This window comes from Pseudoalteromonas xiamenensis (assembly GCF_017638925.1).
Classification (GTDB): Bacteria; Pseudomonadota; Gammaproteobacteria; order Enterobacterales; family Alteromonadaceae; genus Pseudoalteromonas; species Pseudoalteromonas xiamenensis.
In genome coordinates this window covers 2,175,895-2,192,500 of sequence record NZ_CP072133.1, presented here as the reverse complement: position 1 = coordinate 2,192,500, position 16,606 = coordinate 2,175,895, and the positions used below count along the sequence as shown (strand labels likewise).

Below are 16,606 nucleotides of genomic sequence, written 5' to 3'. Positions count from 1 at the left end.
GGTGCCATATTCTGGATGTGGTTGATTGCACTTATCGGTATGGCTACCAGTTTTGCTGAAAGCACTCTAGCGCAGGCTTATAAGACCCGGGATGATGAAGGTAACTTCCGTGGTGGTCCGGCTTACTATATGGAAATGGGCCTCGGAAAACGTTGGATGGGCGTGGCATTCTCTCTGTGTCTAATTCTTGCGTTTGGTCTAGTGTTCAATGCAGTCCAAGCCAACAGCATCACGGCGGCATTTGAAGTTGCCTTTGGTATTCCCAAACTGTACATGGGTATCGCCCTCGTATTTGGTTCTGCATTTATCATTTTTGGTGGTTTAAAAACCATTTCTCGCTTTGCTGAACTGGTTGTGCCTTTCATGGCGTTAGCCTATCTTTTACTTGCACTCTATATATGTGCAATAAATGCCGAGTTATTACCGTCCGTGTTTATGAAAATAGTGCATAGTGCATTTGGCATGGAACAAGCCGGTGCCGGCGCAATCGGCTATGCCGTAATGCAAGCCATGATCCAAGGAATTAAACGCGGATTATTTTCCAATGAAGCGGGTATGGGTAGTGCAGCAAACGCAGCCGCGACAGCGACGCCTAACCCAAATCACCCAGCATCACAAGGTTATGTGCAAATGTTAGGGGTATTTGTTGATACGCTCGTTATTTGTAGCGCGACAGCGGCGATAATTTTACTTTCAGAGGCCTACGCTCCAGGCTCTGAACTGACTGGCATTGCACTAACGCAAGCTGCTCTTGTCAGTCATGTTGGCGAATGGGGGGCGAGTTTCATCGCGATAGCGATTTTATTCTTCGCATTCACCTCTATCGTTGCGAACTATTCCTATGCAGAGACAAATTTACTGTTTCTAGAACATAACCATGAAAAGGGATTAATGTTATTCCGTTTGTGTGTGCTTGGCATGGTGATGTGGGGTTCACTCAGTGAACTTGGCATTGTTTGGACTCTGGCAGACGTATCCATGGGTTTTATGGCGATTATTAACGTTATCGCTTTATTTATGCTTTCAGGCGTTGTGATTTGGCTAACTAAAGATTATCAATCGCAGTTAAAAGCAGGACAAATCCCAACGTTCGACCCGAGCAAACATCCGCATCTTGCCAAAACTTTACCTAAGGGCATCTGGCATTAGATTCATTTTAGGCGCTATATAAAAGTAGCGCCTATCTTTCGATTATTAAGTGTGCAATCAACACCTAAGCAGTTGCCTTTTAAAAAAATCTCCGTATAGTAAGGCCCGTTGTCGGCATATAGCGCAGCCTGGTAGCGCACTGTCATGGGGTGTCAGGGGTCGCAGGTTCAAATCCTGCTATGCCGACCATTCAATTTTCACCCCTTTCAATAAGTTAAACCTATCTACTATTATTCTTATCGCACTTTATTTTCATCACTCAGTTTTGTATATCGCACATTTGTCGCACCATATTCCAATAAAATTATTTTGCCCTTTCAGCTCCTTTTAGGGGAGGATATATAGGACGAAACCTAATGGCACCTTGCTTAAACTCCTTTTTTCCTTCTGCGTTCGAACCAAATTGCCAGCAAAGCCATGAAAACAGATAAAGAAATTAAAGTGACAATAAAGAAGGAGAATATATCCTTGGTTGCAAAGAATGTCTTCTCAACAACAAAAACACTAATCAATAGATTAGGTGCTAAATACAAACCTCCTATTTTCTTCAATGATGTGCTTTTAAAAAACTTGTGAACTAAAACCGGGGAAAAGATTAGAGCGAAATATAAAACCAAGCCTAGCGTGGCAATTAAGGGCCAGTGCCACCACGCTACTGTATTGATCTCTTCCGACACGTAAAAAGTGTAAAAAAGATTTAAGAAAGTAAAGATGAAGGCTGGAACGATATAGCCAACAATAGGAAACAGTAAAACATTTTTAGCGTATGAGGCCCACTTACATGTATAGGCTTGCTCTAAACTATTACTACTAAAACAAGCTAAACTCAGTGCAATGTAATATCCTATGAAGCCCATAAGCATGAAATCAGTTCCCATTAGGGCTTCAAATAACTTTTGATAATGCTCACCCTCATATTCAGAGTAACTTCCTATAGTTGAAATTAGAAAAAAAAAATAAAGCTATTAAGCATCCTTCCCAAAGCCTTTTAACTTCATCTCTAATGGAGAAGAAAGGCTGATAGTAACCTTGTCTCATACGGATAATTCCCACGCCTATATTATAATTACTCGAGATTAACACCCAAATAACCAAACACATAAATAATTAACAATCATTCCAATACCTTTTAACCGTTCTTATACTTAGTCCGCTTTTTTCGGCTACAGCACGTCGCGTTGGTGGTCGTCCCATCAACTCTTGCAAAGCTAAGTACTCTTTCTTCACTTGTCGCTGAGATCGATTTCTTTTCTTTTTAGCCGATGCAATCGCTGCCTTTGATTGCCTTTGTTTTATCTCTTCTTTAGTTAGCTTTTCTTTTACCTTTGGAATCAAATACTCTGGTCGAAAACCTAACAAATCTTCTAAATAAAGAGCTAATGTTTCTTGCCTGTATCGATATAGTGTTGTTTTGGCTGTTTTAATGAGATTATCCAACTCATCATCGGGAAGCCCTATTCGCTCAGCATTGAACTGATAAAGCCGCTCGAAGGCCGTTTCTCTATTTAAATGCTGAAACGCGACAAACATAATAAAGGCCGTTTTATCTCGCTTACCTTTTGGCACCATACCTATTTGATTGAAATGCATTTGAATCGTATTGATACATTTCATCCACCATTCTTTGATGCTGTGACCATATCTTTTCTTAGGGCCTCGTTTTACCTCCGTATTTTTAGAATACGATGCCAAATCTACGATTCGCTTTTGCTCTAACTGTAATAGTCGGTTATGAAGACTATCTAAACCCAAGCAAGTTAATAACTCTTCAAAAGTATATTTAGGTCCTGAACCAAAATACCTAGCGCTCAACCCTGTTCGACCATGTACAGAACCAGGTATTCGCATATAGCCACTTACCCTTTTTGTTGCCATAAGGTCTATATGCCAGCTACCTACTGAATTCCCTAACCTCTCTATCAAGCAGTTGGCTATTGTACGCCACAATGATTTATTCATTGCTTTTGCATCGACAGGGTCATAAATCCAATAAATATGAATACCACCTGAGCCAGAAAGCACATATCCAGTTGGCGGGGGCAATCCAGACTCCTCAATTCGGGCGAAAACGTCGGCTACTATTGTGATTTCCAAATCTCGAACCGATTCGGCGTGACATTTCTCATCGAGGTCGATTTCGAGCCAATTGGCTCTCAATAAAGCAAGATTGTTACATCTTGGCCAACTAAAAAACTCGTTCGGTGTAAAGTAGCAATTTACCGCCTCACTTTTACTTTTTAGCACACCAAGTACATATCGACTCGTAGCACTTTTGAAAGCGCTAAAGTTGGTTGAGCGTTTTGACTGACTATTCCCAAGTAAATGGATGTACTTTTTAGACTCATGATTTTTACTAAACAAAGCTCTCACAAACTTAGGTGATTGCAGTTCAATTAAGTCATGAAAATCTCGCGGATAAGCAATAGCGTATCTGGGCCACTCAACGAGTGGCCTTTCTTTGAAGGCAAGCATATAATTTGGAAATGCAAAGTGCGTTTGGGGTATCGCCGGTCAAGCAACTCCTTGCGCCTTCCTTACATTTTCATTCCTTGATGACGCGAAAGCCAACACTGAACCGCATCCCACCGGAACAGGTAAATCCGCCCTACTTTTATTGAGGGGGGAGCAAACTGTTGAACTTTTCTGCTTTGTGGGTCAGCGCCTTCGCGAATTGCTTTACGCTGCAATGACAAACGATTGTGAAGCGAACGCTTCTCGATGTGTAAAATTTCACAAAGCTCTGAAGTAGAAAGATATTGAGTGGGTAACGACATGATAGTCCTCCAATACGTTTAAAAGAGTGAAGGGCATTATTCTTAATTTGCTTCATTATTTGGGCATTGCATTAACAACACCCATATCCTCTTTACGTATTGAAGGCAGCCAAAGAAAGGCGCCTGTTTTCGGTCACCGTAGTGACTCCCTTCGCAAGTTGCACACTTTAAGTGCGTGAAAATGAATATAGATGATTGAAAGTGAAGTATCAAGAAAAGAACAGATTGGATTAGCTGTACTTACCTAATGCTTAATTAATACCCCACTTAAACATTAAAATTGAAGTTCGTTGGTTAAATCGTTTAAAGTGCATTGCTCTAAAGGAATACGCTCTTGTGGCGTAATGGTAAGGAACCTATGAAACAAAACTTACATTGGCGTTATTACTTATCGCTTGAAGCTGACGTATATGCTTTATCGCGCTATGTTCACTTTGCCTCTGATAACTTCAGAACATACTCAATTGAGTTCGTTAAACTCTATCTTGCTATTTGCGCTGAAGTGGAAGTCGTACTTAAAGAGCTATGTGATATTGGCCCTGCTAAGAAATCTAACGAAGCAAATATCAAAATTTATCGCGAGTGGATAGTGAATAATCAACTCGGGTTAATAAATGAGACGGTACAGTCCTTTGAGTTCGAGTTGCATTACATGCCGTGGAAAACTTTTGAGGAAGATAAATCCCCTGCTTGGTGGTCAGACTATAACAGCGTAAAACATGAACGCAGAGAGCACTTCAAAAAAGCTAACCTCGGTAACGTGTTAGAGTCCCTAGCAGAGCTCTATATTGCGAATCTATACTTGGAAAGAGAGTTATTAGAACGATCTGGCTACAGTATTTTTCCCAAGAGTATTGGTGAAATCTTCTCAAGGCTTCCTCTTGGCCAAAAACTATTTCAACCTTTAGGCCTGCATGCAGACTTGATGAACTGGGCTTAGCCCATAATTGCGGACAAACTTATGGATATGCAGAAGTTACAGGAATACTTTTATAACAATTTGGGCACCATATTTTGGTCATCAATATTACTGTTAGGTGGGTCGATATTTACTATCTACTATGCGCATATCCAATATATGCCGAGTTTTGACGTTCAATCTTCAACGATGCTTTTAGGTGCAAGCGCCATTACTGCTTTCTTGATGCTTGTAATTATCTCAGTGGTTTTCATATTACCTGGTGAGTATTGGTATCGAACCTTTGGGAAAAGGATTCGAGAAAGTACACACTATAAAAACAAAAGTGAAACTTACAAAAATGTCCTTTGCGCAAGTTTGTTTCTATTCCCTCAAGCGACTATGTTCACATCTTTTTTTCTTGTTGAGAAGCCATATTGGGAAAATATTTTAAAAATAGGCATTATTTTATTTTTTATAATGACTTACATTTCTATAAAAACCGTTTCTCTCTTTGAAATTCCTAAAAAAAGTCAAAACACGTTGATTGAGGCGATAGAATACTGCTGGGCGTCTTTTATAAGTATTGTTGCATCACTATACCCTCTGCTGTTACTTAATTCATTATCAGAGGGAGCTGTTGATTTACAGTTAAACGAAATGACCATTATCGCGATTATTACAATATTAGGTATAAATACAATTACTGCGATGAGACCAAGTAGGATCTCTGCATTCATATTCTATGGGGTTATTTCATTATGTACCCTATTCATAGTATTGCTCAGCTTCAATGCAAGTACAACTATCTCCAAAGCTGTAATAAAGCTTTATGGATTTGGGAACTTTGAAATCAAAAGTTTAATCCTGAAGAAATCAGCATGTAACTATTTTAAGGCCCAAAACCTGCACGCTTCTACCAACTCAACCGATTTCTGTATCTACAAAGACGTTACTATCTTATCTAGCCTCGGTGAAAACTACTTTATAAAAATTGGGGAGCTAGAACACATAGTTGCCAAAGATCTTGTCTTATCCTGGTCGAGGGAGAGTAAGCCAAATAAAGCACAGGATGAAAAGGATGAACTAGCAAAAGAGTAGCTTTTTCCGCCCAAGTACATAAGCCGAGTTTACATACTCAAATTATAAACTAGCCTTAAGAAGCTGATTTTTTTTCGTAGCCAAATAATTTAGAGGACATGTTTATGAACGTACGGCACACTCCACCAAATGATGAAAGCATAGTTCACAAAGGCCAGAAAGGCGGAACCACTGGGTGTGGGTTTGATACCAAAGATAATCCATCACATTGGACTAACACGCATGATAAAGTGACCTGCAAAAAGAATGGCTGTAAAAACTAACCGAAGCCTTAAAAGGGCTGAACCAACCCATATTTCAGCCCTTTCTATAACTCAAAAAAGATATAACTTTTAATAATAAAACTCTCCCCTGTCGTCAGCCTCCCGAGCTTCTTGCTCCGTATATTCGTCGCCGTAAAAGTTTACGTTACCCATTCCATCATTGTGTTCATCAATAAACTTATCTTGGTCTGACTTTTTATCCCCACCGTCATCCAGCATGACTTCAAGGGCAAATATTGCTGTTGCCTTTAGCGCTTTAAGAAACATAACCACCTCATTAAAACTAAGAAATCCTGAGTATCTGCATTTCATTAAAGCTAAGAAACTCTTAGCTTTCAAGTTTAAATTGTAATCACATGAAAACTAACGATGACTCTCCGTTTCCTAAACGACTGAAAGAGGCCAGAAAGAAAAAAGGCTTATCGCAAAAACAGCTTGGTATCCTCTCCGGTATGGATGAATTCTCAGCTTCGGCGCGGATGAATCAGTATGAAAAAGGAGTTCACGCACCCGACTTCAAAACGGTTAAAGCACTCGCGAAGGTGCTAGAAGTGCCTACTGCCTTTTTGTTCTGTGAAGAAGATGAACTTGCTCTGCAATTAGCCGAATATCGCGCTAATGCCTCATTACCTTAAACAAGTTGGTTGCACGATGAGAAAACTTGCATTAACGATTTTGTCCTTGATGTCTTTTAATATATTCGCATGTGAGAACGTATCGATATATAGATTGATAGCCAATCCCAAGGTATTTAATGGAAAATGCATCGAAACAGTAGGCGTTATAAAAGTAGAGTTTGAAAGCTGGAAGCTATTTACCGATCGTGAGAGCTATGAACATTATGTGATTGAGAATTCTATCGATCATGACTTTTATCCCGACTATCAATCTGAGCAAAATTCTGATGAAGTGATAGCCGCTTTCAGCCTAGCTTATGAAGGTAAATTGGTCAGATATAAAGGCATATTTAAAGCTGGCGCAAGCAACGGCAAATTACCGAGTCCAACTGGGCGTTTTACAACTAACGAAGCGATTACAATTCTGTCGAAATATGATGTTCCAACCATGAAGGACAAGTAAAGACATACGCTATTGCTTTTATCGTGTGATTACTTTGTCCTATTCACGCGATAAAACCACACCGCAAAAAACGCCACCAAAGCCAAAATAAGTAAGTTGCTGACAATCACAGGACTCATTTAATAACTCCAAAACAAATGACAGCTTTAAGCCTAAGTGAGTTTGTTCGGGTCTGCAAATTTAGAGAAAACCCAGCCCTTTTAACCGAGGCATCATGAGCAATTTCCTCCTCTTTAAAAAGGGCTACGCCCCCGCTATGTCGAAGCGATAAATCGCTCGCTTCATAGCGGGGGGCTTGGGTTTTCAACGGTTATACGCAGAGCCGTATTTGCAGATTGAATTCTTGCTTGTCAAAGGCTAATCTAAAAGTGAAATAGCCCTTCGGGCATCAAAGAAAAACGGCGCTTTTCGGCTGCCGACACCACGTAGTGAGGACCCTCACGCTTTTCATTTTATGTCACGCGCGCCACGTTTATGGCGCTTTCAAATTCGGCGCTTAGTTGCTGCCGCGTCTACGTATCTGAGGTTTTTTATTTTGGCGAGATCAGTCCGAGCCATGCGTTGTCACGCTTAACAGGGGCGAATAGGCTTCAGTGCCGCTGAGCAACTGTGTTGCCAGTTAATCTTACAACCAAGGAGCAAATCATGACATTTAATGTAAATAAAGAAGTGAGCTTCTTAAAAGCTCAGTCACAACTCATTACTCGCAAGCGCAAGAAGCCTTCAAAGCTTGACCAATTTAGCTCTCAGCTACGAAAGCTTTTCGCAGCAGGTGCATCTAAAGCCGAATTACAGCGATGGCTTGCAAGGAAAGATATTCACGTGCAATGGACAACAGTGAAAAGGTGGTTAGATAAAAATGCCTAAATTCGCCAAAGCCGATACTCAAGCGCACAATGCAATCAAAACACTGACAAAAGCTAACCGAATTCGCTCTCTTGGCACCATACGAAACTATGAACAAGCGTTGAAAACGGTAGCCAGTTGGGCAAAAGACATTGGTATCAATGGTATTCAAGCCATGACTATTGAACAAGCCAGACACTACTTAGAGTATCGTTCTGAACTGGTTAGGCAGCAATCCGTTGATATGGAGCGCCAAGCTATACAAGCGATGATGCAAGTTAACGGCACGCTACAACCAAATGAAAAACTCTATCGCGTTAGCTCTAAACTCGACGAGATCAAACGAGCAAGGGCCTATACCGCTGAGCAGGCTCAATTTGTAGCAAAGCACCAAAGCCAGCGACATCAACTCGCGACACACCTCGCCTATGCAGCAGGCCTTCGTGCTCATGAGCTTCTTACTTTGGCTAAAAGTTCAGAGCGAGCACCAGACAAACGTGAAACCATAGAGTCAAAATGGCAAGGCCGTCAAGGTGAGCTGTACACGGTTCAAGGCAAAGGAGGTTTAATCCGTCATGTTCTTATACCTAGGCACTTAGCACAACAACTTGAAGCTAGGCGGCTAAGCCAACCCATTACGGTGGTTGATCGAAAAATCAATTATCTACAGCGGTATGATATCGCTGGCGGTAAAAAATGGTCAGACTCATTTCAGAAAGCCTCAAAACGCGCTTTGCTGTTTTCAACTGGCGCTCATGGACTTAGGCACAGTTACGCCCAAGAAAGAATGGTCGAGCTAAAAACATTGGGCTTAAAATATGAAACGGCCTTGAAGACCGTTTCCATCGAGATGGGACATTTTAGGGCAGAGATTACAGAGGTTTATCTTTAATAAATAAAACTCTAACTTTTATTTAGTTGTGTTCATTATCCTGCCGCTTCTTGAAGCGATTTATAGTAACTATCTAGGCAATTCCATCTCGGGACGGTTGAATGGATTATGTGCGGTAGAATCCTCTATCAAACGATCTATTTCGCCCAGATTGGGGAGTTCATATCAAAAAGACCAGGAAATTTGTCGGACATTACTTTAGAAATGACTTAAGTCACTCAGATCAATTTCCCTATTAATAAACCACAATCAATCATAAATTACGGTTGGGATATTGTGATGTATCCCTGTTTTTTGTGTCTCTTTGCATGGGGAAAAGCCATGCTCATTTTACCAAGCTCTACTAGAGGTGAAAGTTGCTTTTCTCTAATATTTTGCGCTGTACGGTCAACAAGCATAGCTATTGTACTCAATGGGATAAAATGACCTTTACACAACTCTAGAATAATTTTGTCCATAGCTTCGTTAGGTAATCGTCTTTTCTCTCTTGCTGGTTTTGATATTGCGTATAATCGTTGCTGTAACTCTTCATTCAATAGGTTAAAGTCATCAATGCATGGATAAGGCAGCTTTTCTGTAATTAAACGACCCATCTCATCTCTTATACTTCCATTATCAGTGATCAACTTATTGTAATCCGTTATCAACCCAATCTTATCCGTGATCATATGGCGACTATCAGTGATGATATTATTCAGAGATAACGGATTAACTGCGAAAACTTCATCAGGAGACGGGAGGCCTCAACTCCTGGCAAAGTATATGACTTATCTCTTTTAGAGCCATGCGGTATAAGAAAACCATGGTTCACAAGCTTTGGTAATGCAAGCGTAACTTCTCTTGAATGTAGGCTAGTTAATTGGCAAGCACGCTCATGATCAACCCAACCCTCTGCTGCAGCAGTTATGACAATACTTCGCTCAAGCTCATTGAGTTTATCAACCTTGCTGCCAAATTTTTGATTCAAAATTGCAGCTGTTTCTTCGGAAACTAAACTTACAATTGACAGTTCTAATAAGGTCTGCTCGAGCTCAGATTTTTCATGTAATCGAGGTACTCTCCAGTTTGCCCACTTCCAACCACTAAAAATTTTTGGTATGCCTGAACCTGAGCGTTCTCCCGCCCCAATCATCAAAAACATTTGATGCATGAGACGATTTCGACAGTCACTTTCGTAACCTTTTATTGCTTGCTCAGGAGGAATACGCATCAAGCCAGGGTTGCGAAAACCAAATAAATCAGGCCGTTTCACAACTAATACAGACAGTCTTCCACTATAATCCGCATGCACTAAAGTATTTACTAGCGCTTCTCGCAACGCCGTATGTACTTGTGTTTCATCTTGCCGAATTCCATCTTTTAGCTCAAAAGGAACCTTTAGATCTTCAGTGAGTTTCCGATAAGTTCTGCGATAAAAATCGAAAATATTACCTGACCACGTTCCATCGGGACAAATACGATCCACCCAACGCAATTCTGTTTTAGCTTCAGGTCTTTCTTGATAATCGACAAAGTAGTTTGGTGCTGCATCCCTTATAGCTTCCCAAGTTCCAAACATTAATATACCCGCAAGGGTCATTCCTTCTTGACCTGACTGCCGATCTTTCGCCCATCCACCAACTGAACGTAAAAATTCAAAATGACCCAGTTCCAGAGCTGGATGTCCCGGCTTTGCAACGGACAACAAACGTCTATATGCCTGAAGGCTCTCAATTTGTATATCCGACATATCAAAGTTTTTTAAAATTCTGTTGTCCCTGCTATCTTCTACTTGCTCAGCCATCATACGACGCACTTGCTCTTCTGAACATTTACGATCACCCTCGTGTAAACGTACATAGGTCTCAAGGATTGGCTGATTATTTAAATAAATAGGCTTTTGCTCGCGGCGCGCAGCTGGAATTTCGACTACAAGTACAGATTGCGCCTCTATATCAAGGACTTTTACACTGTGATCCGATAGCAGGTTAACATTCACTTTCTTTTTATTGTTCGCTATGTCAAACAACTGCTTTTTAACGACCTCTACATTCTGGATTCCAACTACGTTAAATTTCCCTTTCTTTTCTTGAATGCCAAGTACAACATAACCTCCACGGCTATTAGCCATAGCGCAATACGTAGGCCAAAAGTCTTCGGGTAACTTGCCTGTACCATCTTTGCCATGTGCAAGCTTAAACTCCAGCTCAGAAGATTCTGAAAGAGTTTGAATATCGATCAAATCACTTATATTTAGCATATTGAAAATATCCCTGTATCTTTGGCATTTTTTTGGAAGAGGTAACTCAGTACTTCCATTAGCTGAGTAAAAAACTAACAGCGTATACAAACAATTATTACACAAAAAATCATTAACTTGCGAACACAGACTGCTGCAACAGCTTACGTAAACTACCTAAACGATATGACATTTTCAGTTAACTTTGTTCCCCAATCTAAAAGTGCCTGTCGCCTTTCCTCCATATACTCTTGCAAATTATAAACCTTTTGAACCCCTTGAAGCTCATGGTTTAGTATCTTCTCGACAACAATCGGATCTGCACCAATATCTTTATCACCTAATCGCGTTGCTAGCGTTCGCCTTAAATCATGTGGAACAAATTTAGGCACTCCTAGCTCTTTGTGCTTCCGGTTAATTGCTTTCGATAATGAATGTCTATCAATAGGCTGTTCACCAGGTTTGACGTTAATACAGGTAGTGCTAGGGAAGACATATTCTGAGCTAAGGTAACTAAATGCAGCTCGCAGTTCATCAAGTAAAATCACCATATTTGGATTGATAGGTACTTTGTGAATACGCTCACCGCCTTTTTTCTGCTTAACTCGCTCTGCTGGGATCGTCCACATCATTTTATCGAAGTCGAACTCTTCCCATTTCGCGCCAGTCACCTCTTGCGGCCTACACCCTGTCAGCACGATAAACTTGAGTGCATAAATCACTTGAGCGCTGACACCTAGTTTTGGAAGCCGCCCGAACACTTGCAGAATTTCTTCAAATTCCAGCGCTCTTGTTCGTGACTTTTCTTCGCCACCTATATTTTTGCGCTTGAGTGAGGCTAAGGGATTACCCTGCAGTAAATCGCGATCAACGCCAAAATCAAACATCTGTTTTAAAATTGAGAGGGTTTTATTGGCTTGCGTGCCAGAACCTCGGTCTGTGATTGGGTCTAATACTTTGCTGATAATATCGCGTCGAGTGATGTCTTTGAGCTTAACAGCCCCGATTAAAGGTAGTACGTCTTTTGCAAACATACGTTCGATTTCGTCAGGGTCTTTGCGTTTTGGCTTGATGTAGCGTTGTAGGAACTCAGATGCGAGTGCTTGTACCGTCGGTGTATTCATTTCTTGTGCTTGCGCTTCAGCTTGCTTTTTTTGCTCTAGAAATACATCGATACCGCGAGAGACATCACCAATATATTGTTTTGCTAACTCTCTTGCTTTCAATGCACTTAACGCAGGCGAACGACCAAGCACTAAGCGTCTCTCTTTCGAGTTCTCTACCACCAATACGGTAGTAAAGGTAATACACTAATGAGCGCTTACCATCTTTGTTTGGTTTGCCTACATTGAGATAAAAACCAGACAGCTCAGTGTCGGTTACACGAGTGATTTCAAGAGGAATACTTTTGATAACCGATTCGGTTAATTTTGCAGAAATTGAAGCCATTTTTCGCACACCTAGTTTAAAGCAAAAAATTTATCGCATAGTTATCGCACCATCTATTTTTTGCGCACGCTCATTCACGTTCGTTCACTAGATATAATTAAAGCTACATTTTTCATCAAGAACAATTGGTTATATAGTTAGCCAACACTTCACGTTGCGTCACTTTCACGCACTTTCGTACACGTATCTGCACAGGTTATTTTTATGGGGTGTCAGGGGTCGCAGGTTCAAATCCTGCTATGCCGACCATTTTTCCTTCCCCTATTTTTTATATTATTCTCGTTTTTTAGCTCTTAACTTAGCCACTATAAAATCCTCATGCGTGACATACAAAAGCCCAGCAATGCGACGGATAAGATGTTCTTCATGACTGTCTATTTCGCCATCCGCTAAAGCCATTTGCCACAACAAGGTTAAGATCTCAATACGCTCTTCACTGCTGGTTTGATTGTTTATCGCTTTAGAAAAGGCATAAAGGTCGATGGCTTCATCCACTTTACCCTTCGCATCTCGCACAAGTTCTTCAGCTTCTTGCGACGTTAGAGCTAATCGATTTTGCAATACACGAATCGCTAAGGCTTGCTCTTCCGGATGCAAATTCTGGTCGGCTTGCATCACCTCCACCAGCAACGCGCCCAGTGCAAGATTGAATTCATGCTTGGGAATACCAGAGCTTTGATCACTGATACATAACCAATTTTTAATTTTCGCGAGCATGTTGTCTCCATTCATTCTAAGCTACACTAGTGACAAAGGATCTGTCGTAAAAGGAACATCATGCCTTTCAATAAACGCCTATTTGCGCTCACAACCATTCTCATTCTAGCGGGATGTTCGTCAACGCCCGTGCCGTTGGGGCAAGCCGAACGCCTATATGATTTTGATCATCAGGTTCATTATACTCAGACTCGCTATTCAGACGAGAGTTTCCTTGTCAGTATTGATAGCGACAGTTATGCCCATTTTCAACAACAAAGTACCTTTTTATTGCGTCATGCTGAACGTCTTTGCCAAGCTAACGATCCCGTTCTAACCATCAAAAACGGTATTCAAGATTTTGACCGTTTTCCTCAAAAGATTCGTCCATTTCAGCCCAACTTACTCGTGTGGATACGCTGCGAAAAGCCAAAATCACTCTCTATCGAAATGCTGAAAAACACCGGCGATAATTCAACGGCCAAACCGTAATTGGCCGTAATTTCAACATCTTCTGCAATCAACTAGTCTTCATAACCCCATGGCGCTTTTGGCGGTGTAACTGGTTTAGTCAGGTCAAAGTCCACTCTGAACTCTCGCCCTTCTCGAATTAAGCGATAACTAAACGTATGGTCGTACACATACATCTGCCAAATATTGGTGATCGATTGCGCCATACCTAAGCGCGCAAACAACTCTTTGGAATATTGGTCGGCTGGGAAAGACTGAACTTGGTTGAAGCCCGCATCGGTAGTATGGCCGCCATACATGGTCGACGTGTCGTCACTGCCATCCTCGTGACGATGATCGTGTTTTAAGCTTAAGCCACTACCCGTTTTAGTGATAATCCAAGTACGAGAAGCGTCTTCACCTACATGAAAGGGGATCTGTAGCTCTTTCTCGTTACAACGGCGCACGTGCATCACTAATTTGGCTGTATCAAACTTACTCGGGCCTTGGTTATCGACCACCACTTTACCTTGAAAGGCTTTGCCACACAGCGCGGATAAATGATTGAAAAATGCATCATGGGTTGGAATTGAAACTAAAGGCGCGGGACGTGCCAACGCTGAGGCACTACTCAGCAACAAACTCAATGCGACAAAGCTTTTCATTCAACGTACCTAAAATAACAAAAGCCAAAGGGTAAATGCCCTTTGGCTTTTTGAATATACGAATGCGATTAATGAACACGGATAAGCGCTCAGTTTAAGCGAGATACCACGCTTCTTGCCAAGGTCGCTCTTTTGCAAGGTTCGCTTCGTAAGCATCAATTGCGGCGTTTAGTTGTTCCGTCTCGCCGATAAAATCAAGGCCACTAAGTAGACGCGCTTTAATATCCGGTCGGACATCAAAATGAATAGCCTCAAAGTCCGGCGAGTGGATCAACTGATTTTCTAAATCAATTTCAATGTGCACTTGTTCGTTCGCTTCACACACCGCAAACAGTGCATCTATCGTCGCGACGGGTAACGCAACGCACAACATTTGATTGTTACCACAGTTGTTGAAGAAAATATCCGCAAAGCTTTCTGCCAGAATCACGTTAAAGCCATATTGTTTTAACGCCCAAGGCGCGTGTTCACGAGACGAACCACAGCCAAAATTATCGCGCGTTAACAAAACACTCGCCCCTTGATATTGAGGGAAGTTCAACACAAACGCCGGATCAGGTTGACCATTATCCAGGTAACGCCAATCGTAAAACAACGCGGCATCAAAACCATCACGACTCGTCGAAGTCAAAAACTGCTTGGGAATAATTTGGTCCGTATCCACATTGTTTTTATCAAGCGGTGCAACTAATCCATGGTGATAGATGCTCATACTGCTTCTCCTCGAATATCCGTAAAGTGACCCGCAATCGCAGCCGCCGCAGCCATTGCAGGACTCACTAGATGCGTTCGTCCACCTCGCCCTTGACGACCTTCAAAATTGCGGTTCGATGTAGATGCACAGCGCTTACCTGGTCTCAAACGGTCATCATTCATCGCCAGACACATTGAACACCCTGGCTCTCGCCATTCGAACCCTGCAGCAACGAAAATGTCTGCTAACCCTTCTTGTTCCGCTTGCTGCTTCACTAAGCCAGACCCAGGCACCACCAAGGCTTCCACCCCTTCTGCGACTTTTTTACCTTTCACGATTTCCGCCGCTGCCCGTAAGTCTTCGATACGGCTGTTTGTACATGAACCAATAAACACGGTATCAACTTTCGCATCACTTAGTTTCTGGCCCGCTTCTAGCCCCATGTATTTCAACGCTGAGCGCATTGCGTCAGCTTTGATTAGATCAGGTTCAACATCTGGGTTTGGCACTAATTCATCAATGCCTATCACTTGTTCTGGACTGGTGCCCCACGTGACTTGCGGTTGAATTTCATCGGCATGTAAGGTCACTGTGTGGTCAAATACCGCGCCTTCATCGGTACACAACGTTCGCCAATACGCAACGGCTTTGGTGAAGTCCTCTCCCTTCGGTGCAAATTGACGACCTTCCAAATAGGCAAAGGTGATTTCATCCGGCGCAATTAAACCCGCTTTGGCGCCCATTTCAATGCTCATATTACAAAGCGTCATTCGCGCTTCCATTGACAGTGCTTCAATTGCTGTGCCACAGAACTCCGCAACGTATCCTGTGCCGCCAGCAGTGCCCAGCTTACCAATGACAGCAAGAATTAAGTCCTTCGCCGTCACTGTCGGGCGAAGCGTGCCTTTCACTTCAATTTTTAATGATTTGGCTTTCTTCTGTTGCAATGTTTGGGTCGCTAAAACGTGTTCAACTTCAGACGTGCCAATCCCGTGCGCCAACGCACCAAACGCACCATGCGTTGATGTGTGGCTGTCACCACAGACAATGGTCGTTCCTGGTAATGTAACGCCAAGCTCAGGCCCCATGACGTGAACAATGCCTTGATTGATTGAATTAAGGTCGTACAACGTGATCCCGAACTCTTCACAGTTTTTAGCCAATGCTAACAACTGATTGCGAGAAACTTCGCTTGCCGCATCCAAAGATCGACTTTTCGTTGAGACGTTATGATCCATTGTCGCAAAGGTTTTCTCTGGACATCGGACATTGCGACCTTGCTCACGCAATCCCGCAAAAGCTTGCGGTGAGGTCACCTCATGGACTAAATGACGGTCAATATAAAGTAAATCCGTTTGCGCATTTATTTTCTCAACCACATGCGCTTGCCAAATTTTATCGTAAAGTGTTTGTGCCACTTGCTACATCCTT

At 42.0% G+C, this 16,606-nt stretch carries 20 protein-coding genes and 1 tRNA gene (1 of these 21 cut by a window edge); 9 read left to right on the top strand and 12 right to left on the bottom strand.

The window, feature by feature from the left end; genetic code table 11:
- A protein-coding gene (locus J5O05_RS10600) for an alanine/glycine:cation symporter family protein (RefSeq protein ID WP_208842040.1) crosses the window boundary here: on the top strand, window positions 1-1,149 show its 3' portion. The gene continues 267 nt to the left of window position 1, outside the view; 1,149 of the gene's 1,416 nt are visible here — the last part of the coding sequence; the start codon falls outside the window, past its left edge; it ends in the stop codon at window positions 1,147-1,149.
- Between the two features lie 112 nt (window positions 1,150-1,261).
- Window positions 1,262-1,338 (top strand) — tRNA-Pro (locus J5O05_RS10595).
- Window positions 1,339-1,517: 179 nt separating this feature from the next.
- Here the strand turns inward: J5O05_RS10595 and J5O05_RS10590 are convergent.
- The 3 genes from J5O05_RS10590 to J5O05_RS10580 form a co-directional block, all read right to left on the bottom strand.
- Window positions 1,518-2,027, bottom strand: coding sequence for a hypothetical protein (locus tag J5O05_RS10590; protein WP_208842039.1), 510 nt, complete (start codon window positions 2,025-2,027; stop codon window positions 1,518-1,520).
- Between the two features lie 229 nt (window positions 2,028-2,256).
- Complete coding sequence (locus J5O05_RS10585) at window positions 2,257-3,621, bottom strand: bifunctional DNA primase/polymerase (protein ID WP_208842038.1); 1,365 nt, start codon at window positions 3,619-3,621, stop codon at window positions 2,257-2,259.
- 62 nt (window positions 3,622-3,683) lie between these two features.
- Window positions 3,684-3,923, bottom strand: coding sequence for a hypothetical protein (locus J5O05_RS10580; protein WP_208842037.1), 240 nt, complete (start codon window positions 3,921-3,923; stop codon window positions 3,684-3,686).
- 358 nt (window positions 3,924-4,281) lie between these two features.
- Between J5O05_RS10580 and J5O05_RS10575 the strand changes: the two genes are divergently transcribed.
- Both J5O05_RS10575 and J5O05_RS10570 read left to right on the top strand, forming a co-directional pair.
- A complete protein-coding gene (locus J5O05_RS10575) occupies window positions 4,282-4,863 on the top strand; it encodes a hypothetical protein (RefSeq protein ID WP_208842036.1) in 582 nt (193 codons plus the stop codon).
- 21 nt (window positions 4,864-4,884) lie between these two features.
- Window positions 4,885-5,922, top strand: a complete 1,038-nt coding sequence (locus J5O05_RS10570; RefSeq protein WP_208842035.1) for a hypothetical protein — start codon at window positions 4,885-4,887, stop codon at window positions 5,920-5,922.
- Between the two features lie 332 nt (window positions 5,923-6,254).
- Here J5O05_RS10570 and J5O05_RS10565 read toward each other — a convergent pair whose 3' ends face one another.
- Entirely contained in the window at window positions 6,255-6,452 is a 198-nt protein-coding gene (locus J5O05_RS10565) for a hypothetical protein (RefSeq protein WP_208842034.1), read from the bottom strand.
- Between the two features lie 89 nt (window positions 6,453-6,541).
- Here J5O05_RS10565 and J5O05_RS10560 point away from each other — a divergent pair, with 89 nt between their 5' ends.
- From J5O05_RS10560 to J5O05_RS10545, 4 genes are all read left to right on the top strand, one after another.
- Window positions 6,542-6,820, top strand: a complete 279-nt coding sequence (locus J5O05_RS10560) for a helix-turn-helix domain-containing protein (RefSeq protein ID WP_208842033.1) — start codon at window positions 6,542-6,544, stop codon at window positions 6,818-6,820.
- Window positions 6,821-6,836: 16 nt separating this feature from the next.
- Window positions 6,837-7,265, top strand: a complete 429-nt coding sequence (locus tag J5O05_RS10555; protein WP_208842032.1) for a hypothetical protein — start codon at window positions 6,837-6,839, stop codon at window positions 7,263-7,265.
- Between the two features lie 645 nt (window positions 7,266-7,910).
- A complete protein-coding gene (locus J5O05_RS10550) occupies window positions 7,911-8,132 on the top strand; it encodes a hypothetical protein (protein ID WP_208842031.1) in 222 nt (73 codons plus the stop codon).
- Complete coding sequence (locus J5O05_RS10545) at window positions 8,125-9,003, top strand: site-specific integrase (protein ID WP_208842030.1); 879 nt, start codon at window positions 8,125-8,127, stop codon at window positions 9,001-9,003. Before J5O05_RS10550 ends, J5O05_RS10545 begins: the two co-directional genes overlap by 8 nt.
- 260 nt (window positions 9,004-9,263) lie before the next feature.
- On the opposite strand, the gene J5O05_RS21880 is transcribed toward J5O05_RS10545, so the two are convergent.
- From J5O05_RS21880 to J5O05_RS10530, 5 genes are all read right to left on the bottom strand, one after another.
- Window positions 9,264-9,596, bottom strand: coding sequence for a hypothetical protein (locus J5O05_RS21880; RefSeq protein WP_244369568.1), 333 nt, complete (start codon window positions 9,594-9,596; stop codon window positions 9,264-9,266).
- 101 nt (window positions 9,597-9,697) lie between these two features.
- Window positions 9,698-11,332, bottom strand: coding sequence for an RNA-binding domain-containing protein (locus J5O05_RS10540; RefSeq protein ID WP_244369566.1), 1,635 nt, complete (start codon window positions 11,330-11,332; stop codon window positions 9,698-9,700).
- Between the two features lie 62 nt (window positions 11,333-11,394).
- Entirely contained in the window at window positions 11,395-12,477 is a 1,083-nt protein-coding gene (locus tag J5O05_RS10535) for a tyrosine-type recombinase/integrase (protein ID WP_244369564.1), read from the bottom strand.
- Window positions 12,410-12,670 carry a hypothetical protein gene (locus tag J5O05_RS21875; RefSeq protein WP_244369562.1) on the bottom strand — a complete coding sequence of 87 codons (261 nt, stop codon included), beginning with the start codon at window positions 12,668-12,670 and terminating at the stop codon, window positions 12,410-12,412. The genes J5O05_RS10535 and J5O05_RS21875 overlap by 68 nt, the downstream gene beginning before the upstream one ends.
- Before the next feature lie 273 nt (window positions 12,671-12,943).
- Window positions 12,944-13,387 carry a tellurite resistance TerB family protein gene (locus tag J5O05_RS10530; RefSeq protein WP_208842029.1) on the bottom strand — a complete coding sequence of 148 codons (444 nt, stop codon included), beginning with the start codon at window positions 13,385-13,387 and terminating at the stop codon, window positions 12,944-12,946.
- 60 nt (window positions 13,388-13,447) lie between these two features.
- On the opposite strand from J5O05_RS10530, the gene J5O05_RS10525 reads away from it, so the two are divergent.
- Complete coding sequence (locus J5O05_RS10525) at window positions 13,448-13,858, top strand: hypothetical protein (protein WP_208842028.1); 411 nt, start codon at window positions 13,448-13,450, stop codon at window positions 13,856-13,858.
- Between the two features lie 32 nt (window positions 13,859-13,890).
- On the opposite strand, the gene J5O05_RS10520 is transcribed toward J5O05_RS10525, so the two are convergent.
- From J5O05_RS10520 to leuC, 3 genes are all read right to left on the bottom strand, one after another.
- Window positions 13,891-14,481, bottom strand: a complete 591-nt coding sequence (locus J5O05_RS10520; protein ID WP_208842027.1) for a hypothetical protein — start codon at window positions 14,479-14,481, stop codon at window positions 13,891-13,893.
- Between the two features lie 94 nt (window positions 14,482-14,575).
- On the bottom strand, window positions 14,576-15,193 hold the full coding sequence (gene leuD, locus J5O05_RS10515) for a 3-isopropylmalate dehydratase small subunit (RefSeq protein WP_208842026.1): 618 nt from the start codon (window positions 15,191-15,193) through the stop codon (window positions 14,576-14,578).
- Window positions 15,190-16,593: a 3-isopropylmalate dehydratase large subunit gene (gene leuC / locus J5O05_RS10510; RefSeq protein ID WP_208842025.1), complete on the bottom strand. Its 1,404-nt coding sequence runs from the start codon at window positions 16,591-16,593 to the stop codon at window positions 15,190-15,192. Before leuC ends, leuD begins: the two co-directional genes overlap by 4 nt.
- Between the last annotated feature and the right edge of the window lie 13 nt (window positions 16,594-16,606).